Origin of the sequence: Lysinibacillus sp. FSL W7-1291 (assembly GCF_038593415.1) — a bacterium.
In the GTDB taxonomy this organism is placed as follows: Bacteria; Bacillota; Bacilli; order Bacillales_A; family Planococcaceae; genus Lysinibacillus; species Lysinibacillus fusiformis_D.
Genome location: NZ_CP151994.1, coordinates 2200720 through 2220401, shown reverse-complemented (window position 1 = coordinate 2220401; position 19682 = coordinate 2200720). Strand labels below are relative to the sequence as shown.

General features: G+C 38.6%; 21 protein-coding genes and 1 riboswitch. Of the genes, 6 read left to right on the top strand and 15 right to left on the bottom strand.

Features of this window, described 5'->3' with window-relative positions; genetic code table 11:
- Positions 1-40: 40 nt before the first annotated feature.
- On the bottom strand, positions 41-511 hold the full coding sequence (locus NST76_RS10870) for a DinB family protein (protein WP_036125994.1): 471 nt from the start codon (positions 509-511) through the stop codon (positions 41-43).
- A gap of 169 nt (positions 512-680) precedes the next feature.
- On the opposite strand from NST76_RS10870, the gene NST76_RS10865 reads away from it, so the two are divergent.
- Together NST76_RS10865 and NST76_RS10860 are read left to right on the top strand one after the other, a co-directional pair.
- Positions 681-1307, top strand: coding sequence for a hypothetical protein (locus NST76_RS10865; RefSeq protein ID WP_089933593.1), 627 nt, complete (start codon positions 681-683; stop codon positions 1305-1307).
- Positions 1308-1365: 58 nt separating this feature from the next.
- Positions 1366-2190, top strand: coding sequence for a serine protease (locus NST76_RS10860; protein ID WP_089933597.1), 825 nt, complete (start codon positions 1366-1368; stop codon positions 2188-2190).
- A 52-nt stretch (positions 2191-2242) separates the two neighbouring features.
- On the opposite strand, the gene NST76_RS10855 is transcribed toward NST76_RS10860, so the two are convergent.
- From NST76_RS10855 to NST76_RS10840, 4 genes are all read right to left on the bottom strand, one after another.
- Entirely contained in the window at positions 2243-2734 is a 492-nt protein-coding gene (locus NST76_RS10855) for a DUF1232 domain-containing protein (RefSeq protein WP_271913390.1), read from the bottom strand.
- 315 nt (positions 2735-3049) lie between these two features.
- Positions 3050-3304 carry a hypothetical protein gene (locus NST76_RS10850; protein WP_271913387.1) on the bottom strand — a complete coding sequence of 85 codons (255 nt, stop codon included), beginning with the start codon at positions 3302-3304 and terminating at the stop codon, positions 3050-3052.
- 183 nt (positions 3305-3487) lie between these two features.
- Positions 3488-3688, bottom strand: a complete 201-nt coding sequence (locus tag NST76_RS10845) for a cold-shock protein (protein ID WP_004230088.1) — start codon at positions 3686-3688, stop codon at positions 3488-3490.
- Positions 3689-3909: 221 nt separating this feature from the next.
- Complete coding sequence (locus NST76_RS10840; RefSeq protein ID WP_230593917.1) at positions 3910-4230, bottom strand: DUF1033 family protein; 321 nt, start codon at positions 4228-4230, stop codon at positions 3910-3912.
- A gap of 88 nt (positions 4231-4318) precedes the next feature.
- Between NST76_RS10840 and NST76_RS10835 the strand changes: the two genes are divergently transcribed.
- Positions 4319-6046 (top strand): methyl-accepting chemotaxis protein, encoded by a 1728-nt coding sequence (locus NST76_RS10835; RefSeq protein WP_036126005.1) that lies wholly within the window; start codon positions 4319-4321, stop codon positions 6044-6046.
- A 45-nt stretch (positions 6047-6091) separates the two neighbouring features.
- Positions 6092-6373, top strand: a complete 282-nt coding sequence (locus tag NST76_RS10830; protein ID WP_036126007.1) for an acylphosphatase — start codon at positions 6092-6094, stop codon at positions 6371-6373.
- A gap of 153 nt (positions 6374-6526) precedes the next feature.
- Here NST76_RS10830 and NST76_RS10825 read toward each other — a convergent pair whose 3' ends face one another.
- The gene (locus tag NST76_RS10825; protein WP_342545198.1) at positions 6527-7048 is read right to left on the bottom strand and encodes a hypothetical protein; all 522 of its coding nucleotides are present in this window, start codon (positions 7046-7048) and stop codon (positions 6527-6529) included.
- A gap of 107 nt (positions 7049-7155) precedes the next feature.
- On the bottom strand, positions 7156-7365 hold the full coding sequence (locus NST76_RS10820; RefSeq protein ID WP_271913365.1) for a hypothetical protein: 210 nt from the start codon (positions 7363-7365) through the stop codon (positions 7156-7158).
- 406 nt (positions 7366-7771) lie between these two features.
- Between NST76_RS10820 and NST76_RS10815 the strand changes: the two genes are divergently transcribed.
- Together NST76_RS10815 and NST76_RS10810 are read left to right on the top strand one after the other, a co-directional pair.
- Positions 7772-8422: a 5-bromo-4-chloroindolyl phosphate hydrolysis family protein gene (locus tag NST76_RS10815; protein WP_036126015.1), complete on the top strand. Its 651-nt coding sequence runs from the start codon at positions 7772-7774 to the stop codon at positions 8420-8422.
- Complete coding sequence (locus NST76_RS10810; RefSeq protein ID WP_058844434.1) at positions 8419-9486, top strand: toxic anion resistance protein; 1068 nt, start codon at positions 8419-8421, stop codon at positions 9484-9486. Before NST76_RS10815 ends, NST76_RS10810 begins: the two co-directional genes overlap by 4 nt.
- 47 nt (positions 9487-9533) lie before the next feature.
- Here NST76_RS10810 and NST76_RS10805 read toward each other — a convergent pair whose 3' ends face one another.
- The 8 genes from NST76_RS10805 to NST76_RS10770 all read right to left on the bottom strand — a co-directional run bounded on the left by NST76_RS10805 (position 9534) and on the right by NST76_RS10770 (position 19609).
- Positions 9534-9731, bottom strand: a complete 198-nt coding sequence (locus tag NST76_RS10805) for a DUF6501 family protein (protein ID WP_036126026.1) — start codon at positions 9729-9731, stop codon at positions 9534-9536.
- Positions 9732-9995: 264 nt separating this feature from the next.
- Positions 9996-10727 (bottom strand): amino acid ABC transporter ATP-binding protein, encoded by a 732-nt coding sequence (locus tag NST76_RS10800; protein ID WP_036126028.1) that lies wholly within the window; start codon positions 10725-10727, stop codon positions 9996-9998.
- A 12-nt stretch (positions 10728-10739) separates the two neighbouring features.
- Positions 10740-11465 (bottom strand): amino acid ABC transporter permease, encoded by a 726-nt coding sequence (locus NST76_RS10795; protein ID WP_036126030.1) that lies wholly within the window; start codon positions 11463-11465, stop codon positions 10740-10742.
- 170 nt (positions 11466-11635) lie between these two features.
- The gene (locus NST76_RS10790; protein ID WP_036126033.1) at positions 11636-12493 is read right to left on the bottom strand and encodes a transporter substrate-binding domain-containing protein; all 858 of its coding nucleotides are present in this window, start codon (positions 12491-12493) and stop codon (positions 11636-11638) included.
- 118 nt (positions 12494-12611) lie between these two features.
- Positions 12612-12798, bottom strand: a riboswitch (Lysine riboswitch).
- Positions 12799-13140: 342 nt separating this feature from the next.
- Positions 13141-14400 carry a 2-oxoglutarate dehydrogenase complex dihydrolipoyllysine-residue succinyltransferase gene (gene odhB / locus NST76_RS10785; protein ID WP_249645685.1) on the bottom strand — a complete coding sequence of 420 codons (1260 nt, stop codon included), beginning with the start codon at positions 14398-14400 and terminating at the stop codon, positions 13141-13143.
- A 94-nt stretch (positions 14401-14494) separates the two neighbouring features.
- Positions 14495-17320, bottom strand: coding sequence for a 2-oxoglutarate dehydrogenase E1 component (locus NST76_RS10780; protein WP_249645686.1), 2826 nt, complete (start codon positions 17318-17320; stop codon positions 14495-14497).
- 232 nt (positions 17321-17552) lie between these two features.
- A complete protein-coding gene (locus NST76_RS10775) occupies positions 17553-18938 on the bottom strand; it encodes a HAMP domain-containing histidine kinase (protein WP_342535751.1) in 1386 nt (461 codons plus the stop codon).
- Positions 18935-19609, bottom strand: a complete 675-nt coding sequence (locus NST76_RS10770) for a response regulator transcription factor (protein WP_058844437.1) — start codon at positions 19607-19609, stop codon at positions 18935-18937. The genes NST76_RS10775 and NST76_RS10770 overlap by 4 nt, the downstream gene beginning before the upstream one ends.
- Positions 19610-19682: the final 73 nt, after the last annotated feature.

Below are 19682 nucleotides of genomic sequence, written 5' to 3'. Positions count from 1 at the left end.
GAAATACAGCAGATAAATGATTTATCTGCCGCTTGAATAATTATTGCATTTCTTTTGTTGGTCCCATCACACCAGGTACTGGTAAACCAGCTTGACGTAGCAGAACCGTCATTTGTCCACGATGATGTGTTTGATGGTCGATCAATACACGTAATAAAGCCCCTTTTGGCATTGGCGCTGTAAAGCCATTGACTACCTCTAGTAAATCTTCGTTAGAAAGCTTTGCCACTTCCTCTTTAATACCATTGGCAATATTTTCATAGGCTGTCACAATGTCAGCAGCTGTCGTTGGTACGGGATCTTCTTGTCGAATCATTGGCACCTTTAAGCCTGCCAGATAACTAAAATAGCCTGCAGCCCCAACTAAATGCCAGCCTAGCCAGCCAAGTGTACTGTGGCCCTCCACAATATTTTGATTTAGCTTATCATCTGTTAGAGCCTGTAATACTTGCAGTGTTCCTTTAGATGCATTCGACCATTCCTGTAAAAAATCATCAATTTGTCTATACATATCTTTGCCCCCCACTCTTCAACTTCATTTCTATCATAGTTAATTTTCCCATGGGAGACAAGTTTCTGATTATAGTTTACATAATATAATTATTTATATTAACCTCATATCACTCGTATAACGTCTCGCATTCACGTATAATGAAAGAAAATAGCGAAGGAGTATGCCTATGAGACACTTTGTCCTAGTATTTTCTCTTGCATTTTTACTCACTGGTTGTAATGAAGAAGGAAAAGTAGAGCCCACGCCAACTGCGGAGGACAAACAGCCTGTTGAGCAGAAACAAACATCGCTTCTCTCCTATTTTCCAGCTGATGGGTCTACGGCCTATTTTCAAGGAGAAGGAAATGAGTTTGCTAGCTTCACACTGCGTACAACCTATCTCGATCCACAGCATATTGCACAAATAGAGGATAATGGTGGTGTGACTCTCTTAAAAATCTATCGCATAACGGATACAAATATTGATCTTGTCTATCGGGAACCAGTTGACAGCAATCCAAGTTTGCCAAGTGCAGCAGAGGCAGCTTCTTATCCTGTACTGGAAACAATTCTTCAAAAGCCATTACAAGTTGGGACAAGTTTTCAAGGCTGGACCATTCAATCAACGACCGCCACTGTTGATACAGGAACAAACATTTATCAAGATGTGATCCAGCTAACCCGCTCTAAAGATCAAATGACGACGACCAAATATTTTGTGAAAGATATAGGCCTAATTCGCATAGAGGATACGATGGAGACAGATCAAGATGAACCATTTGTTGTAACATCCACCTTGCAAAAAATAGAATAGTTTGATGATAACAGGCGTCCAGCTTGGGCACCTGTTATTTTAGCTTAGGGGGTCTTATATGAGTGACATACATAATGCAACATCCAAGCAAGAAGAATTGACGGAAGAAGAATTCATTGAGCTCGTACTCGAAGAACAACAAAAAGCATTAGCACGAGAACGAGAAGAACGGCTTCATGGAAAAAAGCCCAAAAAACAAAAACCTCTTGTGCGTTGGATGGTGTGGGGCATGGCAATGGTCCTATTTTTCAATACATTCGCCTTAGTTTTTCAAATTTATTCCATTCCAGCGATTGAATTCATCAAAGTTTCAACCCGACTCTCGGCACAAGAGGATATACAAACCTATAAAAAGGCAGTCGTTGAAATCTCGACTGGCTCTAGCAAAGGCACTGGTTTTGCCATTTCTCCTGACGGGCTTATTGTCACCAATGCCCACGTAGTAGAAGATGCCACTTCATTATCTGTTGTATTTCCAGACGAGGGATTGATGGAGGCAACGTTAATCGAAAGTTATCCAGCAGTAGATTTAGCTCTAGTACAAGTGGAGGCCGAGCAACTCCCCTATCTCCCACTAGCAGAAGATCCACCTTTTTCTGCGGATGAACATATTTATTTTATTGGTAACCCTCTCGCCTTTACAGGTATTGCGAATGAAGGGACACTACTAGAATCCATTCAATTAGAGGATTGGCAGGAGCCCGTTATGATGCTGAAAGCCCCGGTTTATCGGGGGAATAGTGGTAGCCCTGTAATCGACCAACAGGGGAAGGTCATTGGCATTATCTTTGCGACGATGAAACATGAGCCGATTGGTCGTGTCGGCCTGTTCGTACCCGTTCAACAGCTCCATCATTTATTAGAAGCGCAACATAAAAAATGAACCTGTGGTAAGCAGGTTCATTTTTTGGGGGAATAGAGTTTACATAATATTATTATTTATCCTTACTTTCTTGCTTCACAAACTGAGCGATTGGTGATTTCACAGGGATCTTACTGACTACCTCATCACTCACTTCTGCAACTTTTTGTAGCACATGTAACAGCTTATCGTCCCCTGTCCAATGCTTTTCCACTACTTCCGGCCCCAATTTATTAATGATCGTATTGATCACAAAAGTCGCCAGCACCACATCATCTAAGTAGCCACCAAAGCCTAATAATCCCTCTGGCATCAGATCAATCGGCAGCACAAAATACGCAATAGAAGCCCCTATTAAAGCTCGACTTTTCTTATCTACACCCGCATCGGTTACTGTTTTAATTAATAAATGAAATAAATCAGGCACAAACATTAAATAAGGCGTAAATTTATTCTTTTTCCCCTTCTTCGATCCAAGAAAAGCTACTAATTTCATACGCAACTTCTGATAAAAATCTTGCTGCTCCTGTTCCTCAGGCAATTTTTCTACATTCTGCAAATCCATCTACCTCCTTCATTATTACAAACAATCTAGAATTTTTTCCATGGTATTCGCTACTATTAAGTGCAGTCTTTTCTCTACTTAGCACGGTTGCCCTTCAATTTTGCAGGCTATCCTTCGCTTTGTGTGGTCTATCCGCTACTTTCATAAAGCTATCCTTCGCTTTACGCAGTCTATCCGCTACTTTTGCTATTCTATCCACCGCTTTGCTCAGTTGCCCTCCAATTTTGCGAGCTATCCTTTACTTTGAAGATTCTATCCACTACTTTCATAAAGCTATCCTTCGCTTTACGCAGTCTATCCGCTACTTTTGCTATCCTATCCACCGCTTTGCTCAGTTGCACTCCAATTTTGCGGGCTATCCTTCATTTTACAGATTCTATCCACTACTTTCATAAAGCTATCCTTCGCTTTACGCAGTCTATCCGCTACTTTTGCTATTCTATCCACCGCTTTGCTCGGATGCTCTCCATTTTTGCAGCTATCCTTCGCTTTGCTCATTCTATCCACTACTTTCATAAAGCTATCCTTCGCTTTACGCAGTCTATCCGCTACTTTTGCTATCCTATCCACCTCTTTGCTCAGATGCTCTCCATTTTTGCGGGCTATCCTTCACTTTGCTCATTCTATCCACTACTCTATATATAACCTAAATAATGATTTGTAATCCCTTAAACTTTTAAATGCTACAAAAAAAGACATCCTATTTGCATAGGATGTCTGGGTTTAACGAAAGTATTTTTTAATTACTGAGAATTAAAGTTTAGTTACGTTAGCAGCTTGTGGTCCGCGGTTGCCATCTACAACTTCGAATTCCACTTTTTGACCTTCGTCAAGTGTTTTGAAACCTTCGCCTTGGATAGCTGAGAAGTGTACGAATACGTCGTTTTCACCTTCAACTTCGATGAATCCAAAACCTTTTTCTGAGTTAAACCATTTTACTGTACCTTGTTTCATTTAAGAAAACCTCCAAAAAATAAAAGTGAACAATATGTAATTTCTTCAAGGAATGAAAAAAATTCACATATTACAAAGAGTACCGAACTAACGCGATCACTTTTTGTAATATGTGAATTCATGTTTCCGGTGAAGCAATTAAATTGTTAACCTAAGTATAACCGCCATTCATAATTTTGTCAAATAAAGAAATTGTTTTTTTACTTTATTTCAAAATCTTTTTACAACTCTCCGATTTTACAAGCAATAATGCCATGATAAACTTGTGCATCGTCATCACAAGCCTCACAATAGAAGCTTTCGTCATCAGACCAAAAAGCCCAATACTGCCCTTCTTTCGTCATTTCATTGTCATAAGAGGAACGAAAGTGTGCTAATTTTTGCTGTAATGCACTTTCAAAAAGCTCCTTCGTTTCAAATGTATCTTGTGTTTGAATAAAAGCTTCCCAGCCTTCAAATTTCCACCAAGGCTCGTAGTCCGCTTTCATGTAAATAATTGTATACATATTTGCCCATTCCTTGCTGTCATTAGATAATTTCATTTTAGCAAACACATCTGAAATGTCTATTAAAACCACCTGAATTATGCTATTATTACCTTATTATACATACTTTTTGGGAGGAATTTTTATGTTTTCAAGTATTCGACCTAAAGCAGAGTTAGAAGAACTTCTAAAACGTGGTACGGATTTGCATGCAACAGGCCGATTCCATCAAACACTGGCATTCAACCATTTTCATTCACAGGATGAGGAGCATTTGAGGACACTCTATCAAAAGCTAAAAGATATTACCCCCTCCATGAATGCCATTTTTCATCATTATTTAAGCGAGATATCCCCTACCTCTCAATTAACCATTAGTGAAGAAAATATCAATCAATACTTAACACAATTTTTCTTAGCAACACGTGATGATAATTATGTAGACGAAACTGTCAAATTTTTCAATCTATTTCGCAAGCATCAATATGAGCCTGGTAAACTAATTGTCGTATTTAATCAATTCGCATTCTATATTACGACATATATTTTACACAATTTTGGTATCAAGCCGAATAAGGCATTTCAATTTATGAAATCATTCCAATCCGCTGTCAATGTCGATCAAGAATTATTAGTGGAAGTCTTGACGGAACGCATTATTGAAAATGTAGTGGGCGAAGTATCCTCTTTAATGGATGTTAATGCCAAAATTATGTACATGAAAGATTTGGTCTTTAGCTTAGATAAACAAAATGAGGAAATTCAATCCTCCACTGCTGCAACAGAACAGATTGCCGCTTCTATTAATGAGGTAGCGCGTATGTCTTCTCATATATCTGAGAAAACGACTGAATCTGTTGACCATGCAACGCAAGGGAAAAATGCGATTGAGCATGCCTTATCAGAAATTTTTAAAACGGAAGAAACGTTTACTTCTATCGTAGAATCATTTTCAGAATTGCAAAAGCGGGTAAATGATATTGAGCAGGTTGTCACGTTAATCAACCAAATTGCAGATCAGACGAATTTACTTGCTCTCAATGCCTCCATCGAAGCCGCACGTGCAGGTGAACATGGAAAAGGCTTTGCGGTCGTAGCACAAGAAGTACGAAAGCTAGCTGAAAACACGGTCTCTGCTCTAAGCGAAGTATCTGCGAATGTTCATCATTTAAAGAGTTATTCCAATGATGTGTCTCATTCCATTACAGAAACGACAGCCATCATTAAAGAAGCTACTGTCGAGGCAAAAGATTCATTACCATTATTAAATGCCATTGTGCATGCGATTGAAGGCATTAATTTAGATGTTACAAATACAGCAGCCATTTCACAACAACAAGCAGCTGCAATTGATGAAGTCTCTGCGAGAATGATTGAAATTTCAAGTTTGCAGGAAGATATTCGTGATTATAGCCATAATACATCCAGTGACATTCATTTATTAGGGAAAGAAATTAACCGTTTCCGTAATGATATTATTGCCAACAATAATGTGCAGCTTTCATCTATTGCTCTTTTACAATTATCGAAGGCTGATCATATTTTATGGAAATGGCGCATTTATAATATGTTCCTTGGCCTAGAAAAAGTGGAACCAAGCGATGTTTCTTCTCATAGAGACTGCCGACTTGGCAAATGGTACACAGCGCCACGAACAGTAGAACGTTTCGGCCATTTACAGGACTATCATGAGTTGGATGGCTATCATTTACGTGTCCATGAATCAGCGAAGCTTGCTGCAGAAGCCCATAAAGCTGGCCATATCGAGCAAGCCGATGTCCATTTAAAGGAAGTAGATGAGGCATCTAAGCATGTTCTTTATTATATTAATAACTTAATTGCCTATTTAGAAAAAGAACGTGTCATGCAATAAACGGAGAGGCTCATCCCTCTCCCCCATTAGCTAGGAGGTATTCCCTTGAACAAACGAGCAAGTATCAAATTTTTTGGTGATGTTTACGGCACAGGCTACCGTTTTTTCATCAAACAAAAAGCTATTGAATTAGGGTTAAAAGGCTACTGCCGATTGAATGACGCAGAGCAAATTGAAGTGGAAGTAGAAGGCTCTGAAAAAGCGCTTAATGAATTCCTCCTTTTTGTCCAAAAAGGCGTCAGCCCTCAAGCTGATTCCAATTCATTTTCATTAGAATTGTACGATGAGTTAAAAGGATACGTACGTATGGAGTCAGACATTGTTTAGTCTGGCTCTTTTTTTTTGTACTGTTATACGGGACGTCAAAAAGAGTAAAGAAAGCATTCCATTTTCACCCTACATTGATATGAAACATTCCCCAAAACTAGGAACATCTTTTCATTTGAGCGTTATTTAATGTTCGTAATAGTCAACAACATACTAATCATATATTCCCCATTCAAATAAAAAATAATGACTATCAGATTTTCCAAATATATAATCATATGTATGTCCCTTTTTTATTTGAATAATTTCGACATTATTCAATCTAGTTAAAAGTTCTTTTACAATGGACTCTTGAGCATTAAGGTATGCTAACTCATTTTTAAATCTACTGATAAAATCATCTTTGTTCACTAACTCCATATAACTGTATTTTGGGGGGTAATACTCATTAATCCAGCCCATTTCTAACGCCGTTATCCATTGTTCACCTGAAGGGTCTGGGTCATCATTAACTTCCCACTCCTCTCCATCAAACAATTCCTTTTTAAAGATCGCTGAAAATGCCTCTTGAATAGTATCAAATTGACTTTTTTCTGCAAATATTAAATCGACTTGCATAACATAGTTATCTCTAAATTCATATACATCAAATGATAAATTCGATAACCTTACATTAGCAATTTGTCTCGCAAATAAATTGTGATCATCAAGCAACTCTTGAATATCTTTCTTCATCAAATAATCTCCAAACCTTTCTTCCTACTTCTATTAAATTAATACTACACCGCATTATTGTAAGAACTATAAAAGGCAACAAAAAGCCACGTTCAGACTTCTGACGATTATTTAATTTTTATTTTTTGAATCGTCGCAACATAGATAGATGCTTCATTGATTTTCACATATTGATTTTTGGATTCCTTCAAATATCCCTCTTTGCATAAATACGCTTTTAGCTTTGATTTTTTCTCAAAGATCTTTTCTATCACCTTTTGCTCCCATACTTGTTCATCTATATTTTTAGTAATCGACATCATATAAATTTTTGTCATGCTCTTTCCCCCTTTAACTATTTTACGAATTTATTTGGGTAAAGTTTCAATTTAAAAAAGACGTGCCCTTGAGCTAAGACCTATCATTTTGTTCCCATTCATAATGTTTTTGGGGTTGGGTCATCCTATTTATGAATGGATGCTACTGTTTTAGTTAACGCTTGAATGGTTATTAGTACTGATATGGGGAAATGACCGTTGAATCGCTCATGCCAATGCCACAATCGTTCATTAGGAGGACAAAATCGACGCATTTGGAGAAACAATTCACTTATTCTATGTATTATCATTGAGAAAGTTAACAAATAGCAGTAAAATTTATGTAAGGGATCATTTTCAATGAAACTTTATGTCGATTATTTCGTATAAGAAGATAGACATATTGAAAAGCAAGGAGGATGAAACAATGCTTAGTGTCGGACAGTTTTTTTCTAGACATTCTGCCAGCTTTCTTATTTCGCTTACGACCGTTTCTATCGCAGCAATTGCGGCAAATCCTGGATTCTTCCTTGGTGGTTTACTGTTTGCGGGTTCCTACGCGACGAGTACAGCGTTGCTGAAACATAGACAAAAAAAGAAAGTCATGCAAATAGCAGGTATTACAAAAGAAGAATTCAAGCATATTGAAACACAATTATCAGCAGCTAATAAGCATATTCAAACATTAAGTCAAAACTATTTACGCGTACGTTCTGTATCTGCTTTTAAACAATTACTTGAAATGACGCGTATTTCTAAAAATATCGTCAAAATTGTGAAGACAGACCCACGAAAATTTTATAATGTAGAGCCCTTTTTCTATGCACACTTACCTTCTGCTGTGGAATTAACGGATAAGTATACAATGCTTTCGAAGCAGCCTGTGAAGGATAAAGAAATTCAATTAACATTATCAAAAACACGTGAAACGCTAACTGATTTAAATGATACGATTCAAATTGATTTAAAGGACGCGCTTGCTAATGATATTGATACCCTACAAATGGAGATTGAATTCGCAAATCGTTCTAATCTTAGACGTAGAGAACAATTGGATTGGCGAGGGGACGATAAATGACAGCAAATGAACACGCATTTCAACTGAATACCATACCAGGGCTTTCTCCACTAGTCCAATCCTATTTAGAAACAACTCCACAAAATGAGGCGATGGCGACTTATGAAACGCTATCGCCTCTTGCACAAAGTCGTGCCTTACTTTATGCTAGTCAAATTGATTTGACAGATTTTGAATCATTGCTGTCCCTTGGGCAAGATTCACAGCGAGCCCTGTCTCAATTTGCTGATCGCATGCTTGCGCAAGTGAAGCAAAAGGACGTCTCAAAAATCGGTCAAATGCTTGATTCCTTAATGCACACGTTAGATCGAATAGACCCGACGGCTTTAGAACCAAAGAAACAAACCTTTTTCAAAAAAATCTTTGGAAAAACAGAGCCGACTGTGAAGCAAACATTAACAGAATTTGAGCGTATTAGTATTCAGGTGGAACGTATTGGCGTTCAGCTAGAGCGTGCACAGCTTCAGTTGATCAAGGATGTCGAAAACTTAGAAGCGCTTTATGCTCATAATCGTGGATTTTTTGAGGAGCTGGCTACTGCCATTGCAGCAGGTCAAATGAAAAAACAGCAAGCCATTGAGGTTGAGTTACCCACACAAATAACGAGTGTTCAAGCAACGAAACAACCGCTTGCTATTCAGCAGCTCAATGACTTTGCCGCACAAATTGAAAGGTTGGATCAACGTATTTATGATTTACAAGTATCACAGCAAGTAGCGCTGCAAACGGCTCCTCAAATACGCATGATTCAACAGGCGAATCAAACGTTAGCGGAAAAAATTGAATTTTCGATTGTCACTTTGATTCCTCTTTGGAAAAATCAGCTGGCGATGATGCTTTCTATGCATATGGATCATCACTATGCACAGCTAGAAGAACGATTAGCTCAGGCACATGATCGCTTCTCTAGTCCATCGTTTGAACAACAGGTTTCGAAATTTAAAGAAACGCAGCGAGAACTGCAAACCGCGATTAAAGATGTGTTTGCCCTGCATACAGCAACTGAACAAGAAAAACAACAGCTACAAGATGTGGCAGGTGCCAGAGGCTATCAGCGCGATTAACAAAAAAGGGGTGGCTCAGCATATAATCTGAACCACCCTGTTTTATGTTATTCAAAATAATCTTTATAGTAGCCACCGACATTACCTGTATTATCGATGATAAAAATGAACTCTTCTGTTTCATTTTTTACTTCATATTCTTTCCCTACTGTTAATACATTGGACACTAAGTATTTTGATGCATTTGTATGTTTGCAAGTTATCGTTCGTAGTGTTGGCGCATCTTTCCATTTTAAATGTAACATATTCTCTCTACCTCTCTTTACTAGCCGAAGCTAATGTCTATTGCTTATTTTATAATATTTTTGGGCTTTTGTGGAGAAAAAAGAAAGACTATAGCTATTCTATCCAAAAAAAATGACTATTTGAGGTGTTATGATGAGTTTTGGTGGTGTACCGCAATGGTTTTTTATTATTGCTGTAGCATTTGCAATCTGCTTTGTTCTTTATGCAGAATGGAATTCTAGAAAATAAGTGAGTCCAATAAATCGGACTCACTTTTTCTATGCTTATTTTAATGTCCGCTTTAAAAATTCTTTTGTCCGTTCATGCTGAGGGTTTACTAATACTTGTGATGGCGGGCCTTCCTCGACAATGATGCCTTTATCCATAAAGACGACACGATCTGCCACCTCTTTGGCAAACTCCATCTCATGTGTCACGATTAACATTGTATTCCCCTCAGTGGCTAACTGTCGCATCACCTTTAATACCTCACCGACCATTTCTGGGTCTAATGCCGAAGTCGGTTCATCAAATAGCATGACATCTGGATTCATTGACAATGCTCGAGCGATAGCCACACGCTGCTTTTGCCCCCCTGAAAGCTGACGAGGCTTGGCGTTCACATATTGATCCATACCAACGATATTCAAATATTTAAGCGCCGTTTCTTCTGCTTCTTTCTTTGATCGCTTCAATACTTTGATTTGGCCCACTGTGCAATTGTTTAACACATTGTGATTGTTAAATAAATTGAATTGCTGGAATACCATTCCTAGATGTGTACGATATTCTTGAATATTGTGCTTATCATCTAAAATGTCTTCCCCTTTATAAATAATTTGACCACCACTTGGCGTTTCTAATAAATTGATGCAACGAAGTAATGTCGATTTACCAGAACCAGAAGAGCCAATTAAACAAACGACTTCGCCTTTTTCTACTTGGAAATTTACATCTTTTAACACTTGGTTACGTCCAAATGATTTACTTAAATGTTCAATCTTAATCACTGCCATTTGTGCGTCCCCCTATACAGCTTCTTTTTGTTCTTTTTGATAGGCATCAGGTCCATCTAGACGTTTTTCAACATAGAGAAGGATGCGAGATGCGGTAAATGTCATGATAAAATAAAGAATACATGCAACAAAGAATGATTCAAAATAACGGAAGTTGTTACCTGAAATTGATTTTGTTTGGAAGAATAATTCCGTTACCCCAATGACATTTAATACGGCTGTATCCTTAATATTCATAATTAATTGGTTACCTGTCGCCGGCAAGACATTGCGTGCTACTTGTGGTAAAACAACATGCAGCATGATTTGGAAGTGATTCATACCAATTGCCGACGCTGCCTCGTATTGACCATTATCAATCGAGACAATACCACCTCGAACAATTTCTGCCATATAGGCCCCTGTGTTAAGGGAAACGACTAAAATACCTGCTGTAATAAAATGCATATCGATACCAAATGCGATATCTAGTCCGTAGTAGACTACCATAGCCTGTACAATCATTGGTGTACCACGGAAAAATTCAACATAGCATGTCAGGATAAAATTAATAAGCTTTAAGCTATAAAATTTTAAACCTTTTTTACGAACTGGAATCGTATGCATAATTCCAATGAAAAATCCGATGAATGCACCAATAATTGTACTAATAATCGAAATCAGTAACGTATAATACGCACCTCGTAAAAACATTTGCCAGTTGTTTTCAATAATTGAAAGTATCCATTCAAGACTCATGATGTTCCTCCTAACAATGTCATGTTGCTTGCTTATTTCCTTCGTGTCCTAGCTATTTCTACTATTCTATGATTTGTTACGCTAGGACATTATCATTATGTAGAGAGGTTCTCATTTTGATAATGATGAAATGATCATGCACGGACCAGCAACTAGCCCGTGCCTTGTCATTATTGTGCTGCTGGTTGTTGAGAAATCGCTTCTTCCATAATCGCTTGACGATCGTCTTCCGAAATACCTTTTAGGATTTCGTTGATTTTTTCACGGTTTGCATCGTCTTTACGTAAGCCTACAGCAATCGAAGTATTGGAAAGATCCGTATCAAAGCCTTCTTCAAATGCGACATATGTGAACTTATCGTTGGCAGCAGCAGCGGAAATACCTTCTGGACGTTCTGCTACATAGCCATCAATTTTGCCAGCCTCTAAAGCAACACGCATTGCGGGGAAGCTTTCCATTGCTGTTTGTTTTTCTACACCGTTAATTTGATCAATAACGTTGTAGTTCGATGTATTTAATTGTGAAGTAATTTTAGCACCAGAGAAATCTTGAATCGATTTTGCATTTTCATACTTGCTACCTTTCTTAATAACCATAACGAAATCAGAAGTATAGTAGTTTTCTGTAAAATCAATCGTTTTCTTACGCTCTTCAGTTGGTGACATACCCGCGATAATCGCATCAATTTTGTTAGATTGTAGCGCTGGTACTAATCCGTCCCATTCCATTTTGACAATGACTAGCTCTTTGCCTAAGCCTTCAGCAATTTTTTTTGCCATTTGGACATCGTAGCCGCCTGCATACTCTGCATTATCAGCAATTTTCACTGCACCATTAGCATCACCTTGCTGTGTCCAGTTAAATGGTGGATAGCCAGCCTCCATTCCGATTCGGAATTCACCGCCACTTGCTTCCTTGTCAGCACCAGCATCACCTGAACCGCCATCCTTTTTGTCGCTAGTGCCACATGCAGCTAGCACAATTGCTGTCATGATAGAGATCATTACTAACAACCATTTTCTTTTCATAAAAAACTCCCCTTTTCTGTAAAAAAATAAGACAACTGTAATAAAAAAGACCTAAGTATATTGAACTTAGGTCTTACCTTGTATGACAGTTGCCCAAATCCTCACTATAATTTCCATTTTCCGAGATAGCACAACCTAGTAAATCTGGAAATCCATTTACTAGGACAGTCCTGCACTTATTCACTGCAGACCCAGCATAAAAGTACGAGCTCCTTTTATACTTCGGCGATATTTCCTTCTTCATTGCGTCTTCGCTTGCTTGAACTCAACAATGAACTAATAAATACCGCGCCTCTACCTCACTGGTAAACGTTAGTGAGGTTTGTTTATTTAATTGATATTTAGATACTACTATAAAACTAGTACACTCGTCAAGACAGTTTTAACATTTTTCTGACTAATGACAATATTAGGATATTGTTCGTTCTCTATTCATTTTAAATCGTTAAGCTTCTATCGATATTTCTGAAAATTAAAACAAATTTTTATTATAGAGTATGTGCTCTATGTGAGAAAAGTTGTGTTTATGTCTTTTTTGCTCCTCTAAACGATATAACATTAGTACTCTTTCAAACATAGAATCGGTCAAAATCTTTCGTCATGCATAAAAAAACCCTGCTGAACATTGTTCGCAGGGTTGAATGGCATTATGAATTTAATAGTAAATCTTCAGGATTTTCGATTAATTCTTTAACTGTTTTTAAGAATCCTACAGAATCTTTTCCATCGATGATACGGTGATCGTAAGAAAGTGCTACATACATCATTGGACGGATTTGAACTTCACCATTTACTGCAACTGGACGGTTAACAATTGAGTGCATACCTAAAATACCAGCTTGCGTACCGTTCATAATAGGAGTTGACATTAATGAACCGAATACACCACCATTTGTAATTGTGAATGATCCACCAGCCATGTCATTTAAGCCTAATTTTTTATCACGAGCTTTTGTCGCTAAGTTAGCGATATCTTTTTCGATTTCTGCAAAGTTTTTGCTGTTTGCATCGCGTACAACTGGTACAACTAAACCTTCTTCAGTTGATACAGCAATACCGATATCAAAGAAGTTATTTAAATGAATTTCATCGCCAGAGATTTGAGCGTTTACGTATGGGTATTTTTTTAGTGCCGCAACAACAGCTTTTGTGAAGAATGACATGAAACCAAGTTTGATGTCGTTTGCTTTTACAAACTCTTCTTGTTTACGTTTACGAAGTGCCATGATATTTGTCATGTCAATTTCGTTAAATGTTGTTAACATTGCTGTTGATTGTTTCACTTCTAATAAACGTTTAGCAATTGTTTGGCGACGACGGCTCATTTTTTCAACTGTTACACGGTCAGAATTAGCTGCTGGTGTAAATACTACTGGGCCACCTGAAGTTGCTACTGATGTAGGTGCGGCTACTGGTGCTACAGCTGGAGCTGTACCATGAGCTGCTACATCTTGTACACGTACACGTCCTTGTGGATCTACTGGAGATACTGCTGCAAGGTTGATACCTTTTTCACGAGCAAGACGACGTGCTGCTGGAGAGGCGATTACTCGCTCACCAGAAGTTTCTTCTACAACTGGAGCCGCTGCTACTGGTGCAGATGCTGCTTGTGGCGCTGCTGGAGCCGGAGCTGCTTCAGCTGGAGCCGCTGCAGGTGCAGGTGCTGCGCCTTCGCCTGCTTCTACTACTGCGATAACTTGACCAACTAGTACAGTATCGCCTTCTTCAGCTAAAATTTGTGTTAATACACCTGCTTCTTCAGAAATGATTTCAGCGTTTACTTTATCTGTTTCAAGTTCAACGATGAATTCACCTTTTTCAACGCGATCGCCCACTTTTTTTACCCACTGTGCGATACTACCTTCTGTAATCGATTCTGCTAATTCAGGGACTTTAATTTCAGCCACTTTCATTTCCTCCTTTGATTAACGTGCATGACGCACATAAAAGGGCTACTGCTTGAGGGCAAGTAGCCCGGTTTTTTCAAAAATTTATATGTGATTATTTAACCTTCACTGGCTCAGCAACTGCCGCTTCAATTAATGCTGCTTGTGCTGCTTTATGAGAATCTGCATCCCCTTCAGAAGTTGAGCTCATTGCAGGACGACCTACATAGCGAAGTTTTTTACCTTCTGAAAGTTCATATAATGTTTCTAATGCATAATTCCATGAGCCTTGGTTTTTAGGTTCTTCTTGTACCCAAACAATTTCTTTCACATTTGGATACTTAGCAATAATACCAGCAACTTGCTCTTTTGGGAATGGGTAAAGTTGTTCTACACGAATAATGTGTAAATGATCGAAGCCTTCTCCGTCTTTTACGCGATCCGCTAAGTCGATCATCACTTTACCAGTTCCTAAAACGATACGCTCTACAGCTTCTGGTTTAGCGCCTAAACCTGGTTGTTCAATCACTTCTTGGAATGAACCATTTGCTAATTGTTCAGCATTCGCCGCAGCTAATGGGTGACGTAATAGTGATTTTGGTGATACGACTACAAGTGGACGTACCCCTTCTGTACCTAATAACGCTGCTTGACGGCGTAATAAATGATAGTAGTTACCTGCGTTTGAACAGTTCGCTACAAACCAGTTGTTTTCAGCTGACATTTGTAAATAGCGTTCCATACGGCTTGAAGAGTGCTCTGGACCTTGACCTTCATAACCATGTGGTAAAAGGATCACTAATCCAGATTTTTGGCCCCATTTAGAGCGTGCCCCTGAAATAAAGTTATCAAACATCACTTGTGCCATGTTCGCAAAGTCACCGAATTGTGCTTCCCACACTGTTAAAACATGACTATTTTCTAGGTTGTAACCATACTCAAAGCCTACTACTCCCGCTTCTGTCAGTGGAGAGTTGTGTACTGAGAAGGATGCACTCGCACCAGAAATATGATGAAGCGGTGTGAAGACATTCCCATTGTTTTTATCGTGAAGTACTAAGTGACGTTGAGAGAATGTACCACGTTGAGCATCTTGACCTGTAAAACGTACTGGTGTGCCGTCTTGGATAATTGTCGCATATGCTAACGTTTCTGCATGGCCCCAGTCAATTTTTGCTGATGCATAGGCATCACGACGTTTTTCTAAAATTTTGCCAAGCTTTTTCTGTGGCTCGAAGTTTTCTTCAAACACTAAAAGCTCTTCATTGATTTTTTCTAAACGTTCCGCACCAACTGCTGTATCAATTTGTGGGAACTCTACTTTTAATTCTGCTGGCATTTCTAAATGCTGATGATCATCTTTATCTGCCATTTCTCTTACATGGTCATAGGCTGCTTGCATTTCTGCATAGATTGCTGTATCTAAGGCAGCTACATCTTCAGCAGATAGAAGACCTTCAGCCACTAATTGTGCTCCATATAAAGCACGCACTGTTTCATGTTTAGAAACCAATTTGTATGTTTCTGGGTTTGTCACAGTTGGGTCATCTGTTTCATTATGACCATGGCGACGGTAACCAACTAAGTCTACAATAATATCTTTGCCGAATTTTTGACGGTAGTTAGCAGCAAAACGACCCACTTGCGCTACTGCCTCTGGGCTATCTGCGTTGACATGGATTACTGGTACCTCGTAACCTTTTGCTGGGTCAGAAGAGTACACAGAAGAACGAGAATCATAATGCTCAGTTGTGAAACCGATCATATTGTTCGCGATAATGTGGATTGTACCACCTGTTGTAAAGCCTTCTGTTTTAGCAAAGTTTAAAACCTCAGTCACAATCCCTTGGCCTGGGAATGCAGCATCACCGTGCACTAAAATACCTAAGCCTTTAGTACGGTCGTGTACCGCTTGGCCTGGTTTAGACGTATCATCTTGTGTTGCACGAGTAGCTCCAAGTACAACTGGATTGCCAACTTCTAAGTGAGATGGGTTGTAAGCCAATTTAACATTCATACCCGATTCACGGTTGTAAGAAGCACCCATATGGTATTTCACATCACCTGTCCAACCTTTTGTAATTTCAAGGCGGCCATGCTCAGGCATAAATAACTCATTTGAAACATGTGCAAAGTCAGAGAACATCATGTCATAAGGTTTGTTTAAGATGTGTGTTAAAACATTTAAACGACCACGGTGTGCCATACCAATACGTACATTTTCTACATTTTTGGTTTCTGCTGTTTTAACGATTTCATCAAATAGAACGATTTGCGTATCTAAGCCCTCACCAGAGAAACGCTTTTGCCCTACAAAAGTTTTATGAATAAATTTTTCGAAATTTTCAACGCGAGTTAAACGATCTAATAAGGCTTTCTTCTCTTCAGAAGATAATGCTTGTTTAAATAAGCCTGATTCAATTTGCGCTTGAATCCAATCACGTTCTTCTGTAGCTACTACGTGACCGTATTCAAATGCCACTTTATCTGTATAAACAGCTTTTAGATAGTCGATTGCATCCTTACCATTTTTCACGTTTGCTGGCACATCTTTGAAGAAGATTGCTGCAGGAATTTCAGCTAAATCCGCAGCGCTTAAGTTGAACGCGCTTTCTTCAATTTGAGCTGTTTGTAGTTCACGGTTTTTCAGAGGATAAATATCTGCCGCTAAATGACCGTGTGAACGGATTGCGTCTGCTAATTTCACAGCGGCTAACACTTTTTTGTAATCGCCAGCAGGAGCCGCTGCTGTATGACTAACTACAGCTACTTCACCTTCTACTACTACTGGTGCACCAAATTGTTGGAATAAAGAAACTAACTCCGGTTCTACTTCTTCAGGAGACTGTAAGAATAAGTCGTATTGCTCCATCACATATCCTAGGTTAGGACCAGAGAAAGCTGACCATGGAGAACTTACAGTTGTAACGTTGTTCGACATGAAAAATGACCTCCAAATTTTGCCTTTCGGCAGTTCCATTAATTAAATTACAATTAATTATATAATATTTAGCCGTTCTTTAAAAGAAAGTTTCACACTACTTTTCCATATTTTAAAGAACGTTTTTTCCATCTCAATCTTACTACTCTTCACAAAAAATACAACTCTTTTTAGCAAATTAAGCAATTTTTTTCGCAAAGGATAGAATAATGAAATAAAGCGTGAATTTTTCTTAATATTTTAGCGGTATTCTTAGCGAGAAAACGGTTCCAATATTAACCTCACTCTTGACTTCTACTGTCGCATTGTATTTTTCAAGTAACATCTTCGAAATGCTAAGTCCTAAGCCAGTTCCACCAATTTGACGATTTCTTGCTTCATCCACTCGATAAAATCGATCAAAGATAAACGGCATATTCTCTTCTGCTATTCCTATACCATTATCAGCAATTTCTAAACATGCAATTTTTCCAGCAGTTGTAAGAGAAATTTCAATCTCAGGAATTTTTTCACAATAACGAATTGCATTCTCTATTATATTACGAACGATTTGACTTAGTGCATTTTCGGTAATAAATAACGGACCGATTTCGCCATTTTTCGACAGCGATATTCGTGCTTGTGGATGGACAAGCTGTAGCTCCTCCATGACGGCTTCTATTACTACTAGTGCATTTGCCTCACTTGTCTCATCTTTTTCCTCGCGTCGTGCAAGCTCTAATAATTCCTCAATCATTTTACGCATCCGAGCAATTTCCGTTAGTGAAGTATCAATGGATTCTTCTAAAATGGCTGGATCATCTTTGCCCCATCTTTTTAACAAGGAGAGATGCCCTTCAATGGCTTGAATCGGTGTTCGCAGTTCATGGGAAGCATCTGCGACAAATTGTTGCTGCTGGGTAAAGGAAATTTGCAGCTCATTCATCATCGCATTGTACATTTTTAACAGATCACCAATCTCATCCTGTGATGTATAGGTTAGCTGGATAGGCTGATTAAATCCTTGGTCTACCACCGTCTTCATGGATGCACGCAATTCATGTAATGGCTTCATTAAATAATTGGCCAAATAATAGCCAATGGAGCCTGATAGTATCAATGCCCCTATCCCCGCTATTAGCATCGCTGTCAGAAGGTAATGCATAAGGGATTGAAAGCTAGTCAAAGGATGAATAACTTGGATATAGCCTTGAAAAAAGCCGATCCGTATCGGTTCATTGATGACGAGTACATCCTTCTTATCGATGGTCATTTCCAGAACTTCTTGCATCGATTGTAGCGGTGCAGCAGCTGAAGTATCATTGATACGTAAAATATCCACTCCATCTCTATTAAATATTCTGACCGTTTCATCGCGATCGGCAATGGATTTGAGCAAACCTGTATTTTGTTGTATTTGCTGAATGGTAACATTAGGACCTTGTGATTCTAAAAAGGAGATAATATCGTCACTTGTACGTTTGACCTTACCTTCCTCATCGTTTAAGAGCCATGTATGAAGCGAAAGATAAACGACTATACAAATAATTGTAAAGCTAATAAAGATGACACTACTTGATGTCAGCATCCATTTTTTCTGTAAAGATTGGTGACGTACATAATTTTTTAATTTATTCATTCACGCATCACATACCCAACACCACGAACAGTTTCTATATAAGCGTTCATATCACCAGGGAGCTTTGTGCGTAAATGTCTGATATAAACGTCTACTACATTGGTCTCGATATCCGTATCATAGCCCCAAACTGACGTTAAAATATGCTCCCTCGTACACACTCTATTTTTGTGCTCGATTAATAGTTTTAGTAAATCATATTCTGTCTTTGTTAGGTCAAGTTTATTCCCTTGAACAAAAACTTCATAGGCTGCCACATCTATTTCAATATCTCGTAAACATAAAGATTCACTGCTAGTAGGCTCTGGTGTGACACGACGTAAAATCGTCCGTATTCTAGCAAGCAGCTCTTCAATAGCAAAAGGCTTGACGATATAGTCATCGGCTCCTGCATCTAAGCCCGCTACACGGTCCATTACAGCATCTCTCGCCGTTAATAAAATAATTGGCACCTGTGACTGCGTTCGGATACGGCGGCAAATTTCAATGCCATTAATGCCTGGCAGCATCACATCCAATAAGAGAACATCAAAATTTTCCGTAGTGGCCAAAGCCAGTCCATCCCGTCCATCAAAGGCTGTTTTCACCTCATAGCCCTCATGCTGTAATTCTAGTTCAACAAAACGCGCAATATGCTTCTCATCTTCTACCAACAATATCTTCTTAGGCATTGTATCACCTTCTATTCTAAAATAACGATATAGGATATTTATCCCTCTCACGTTCTAGCATAACATCAAACAA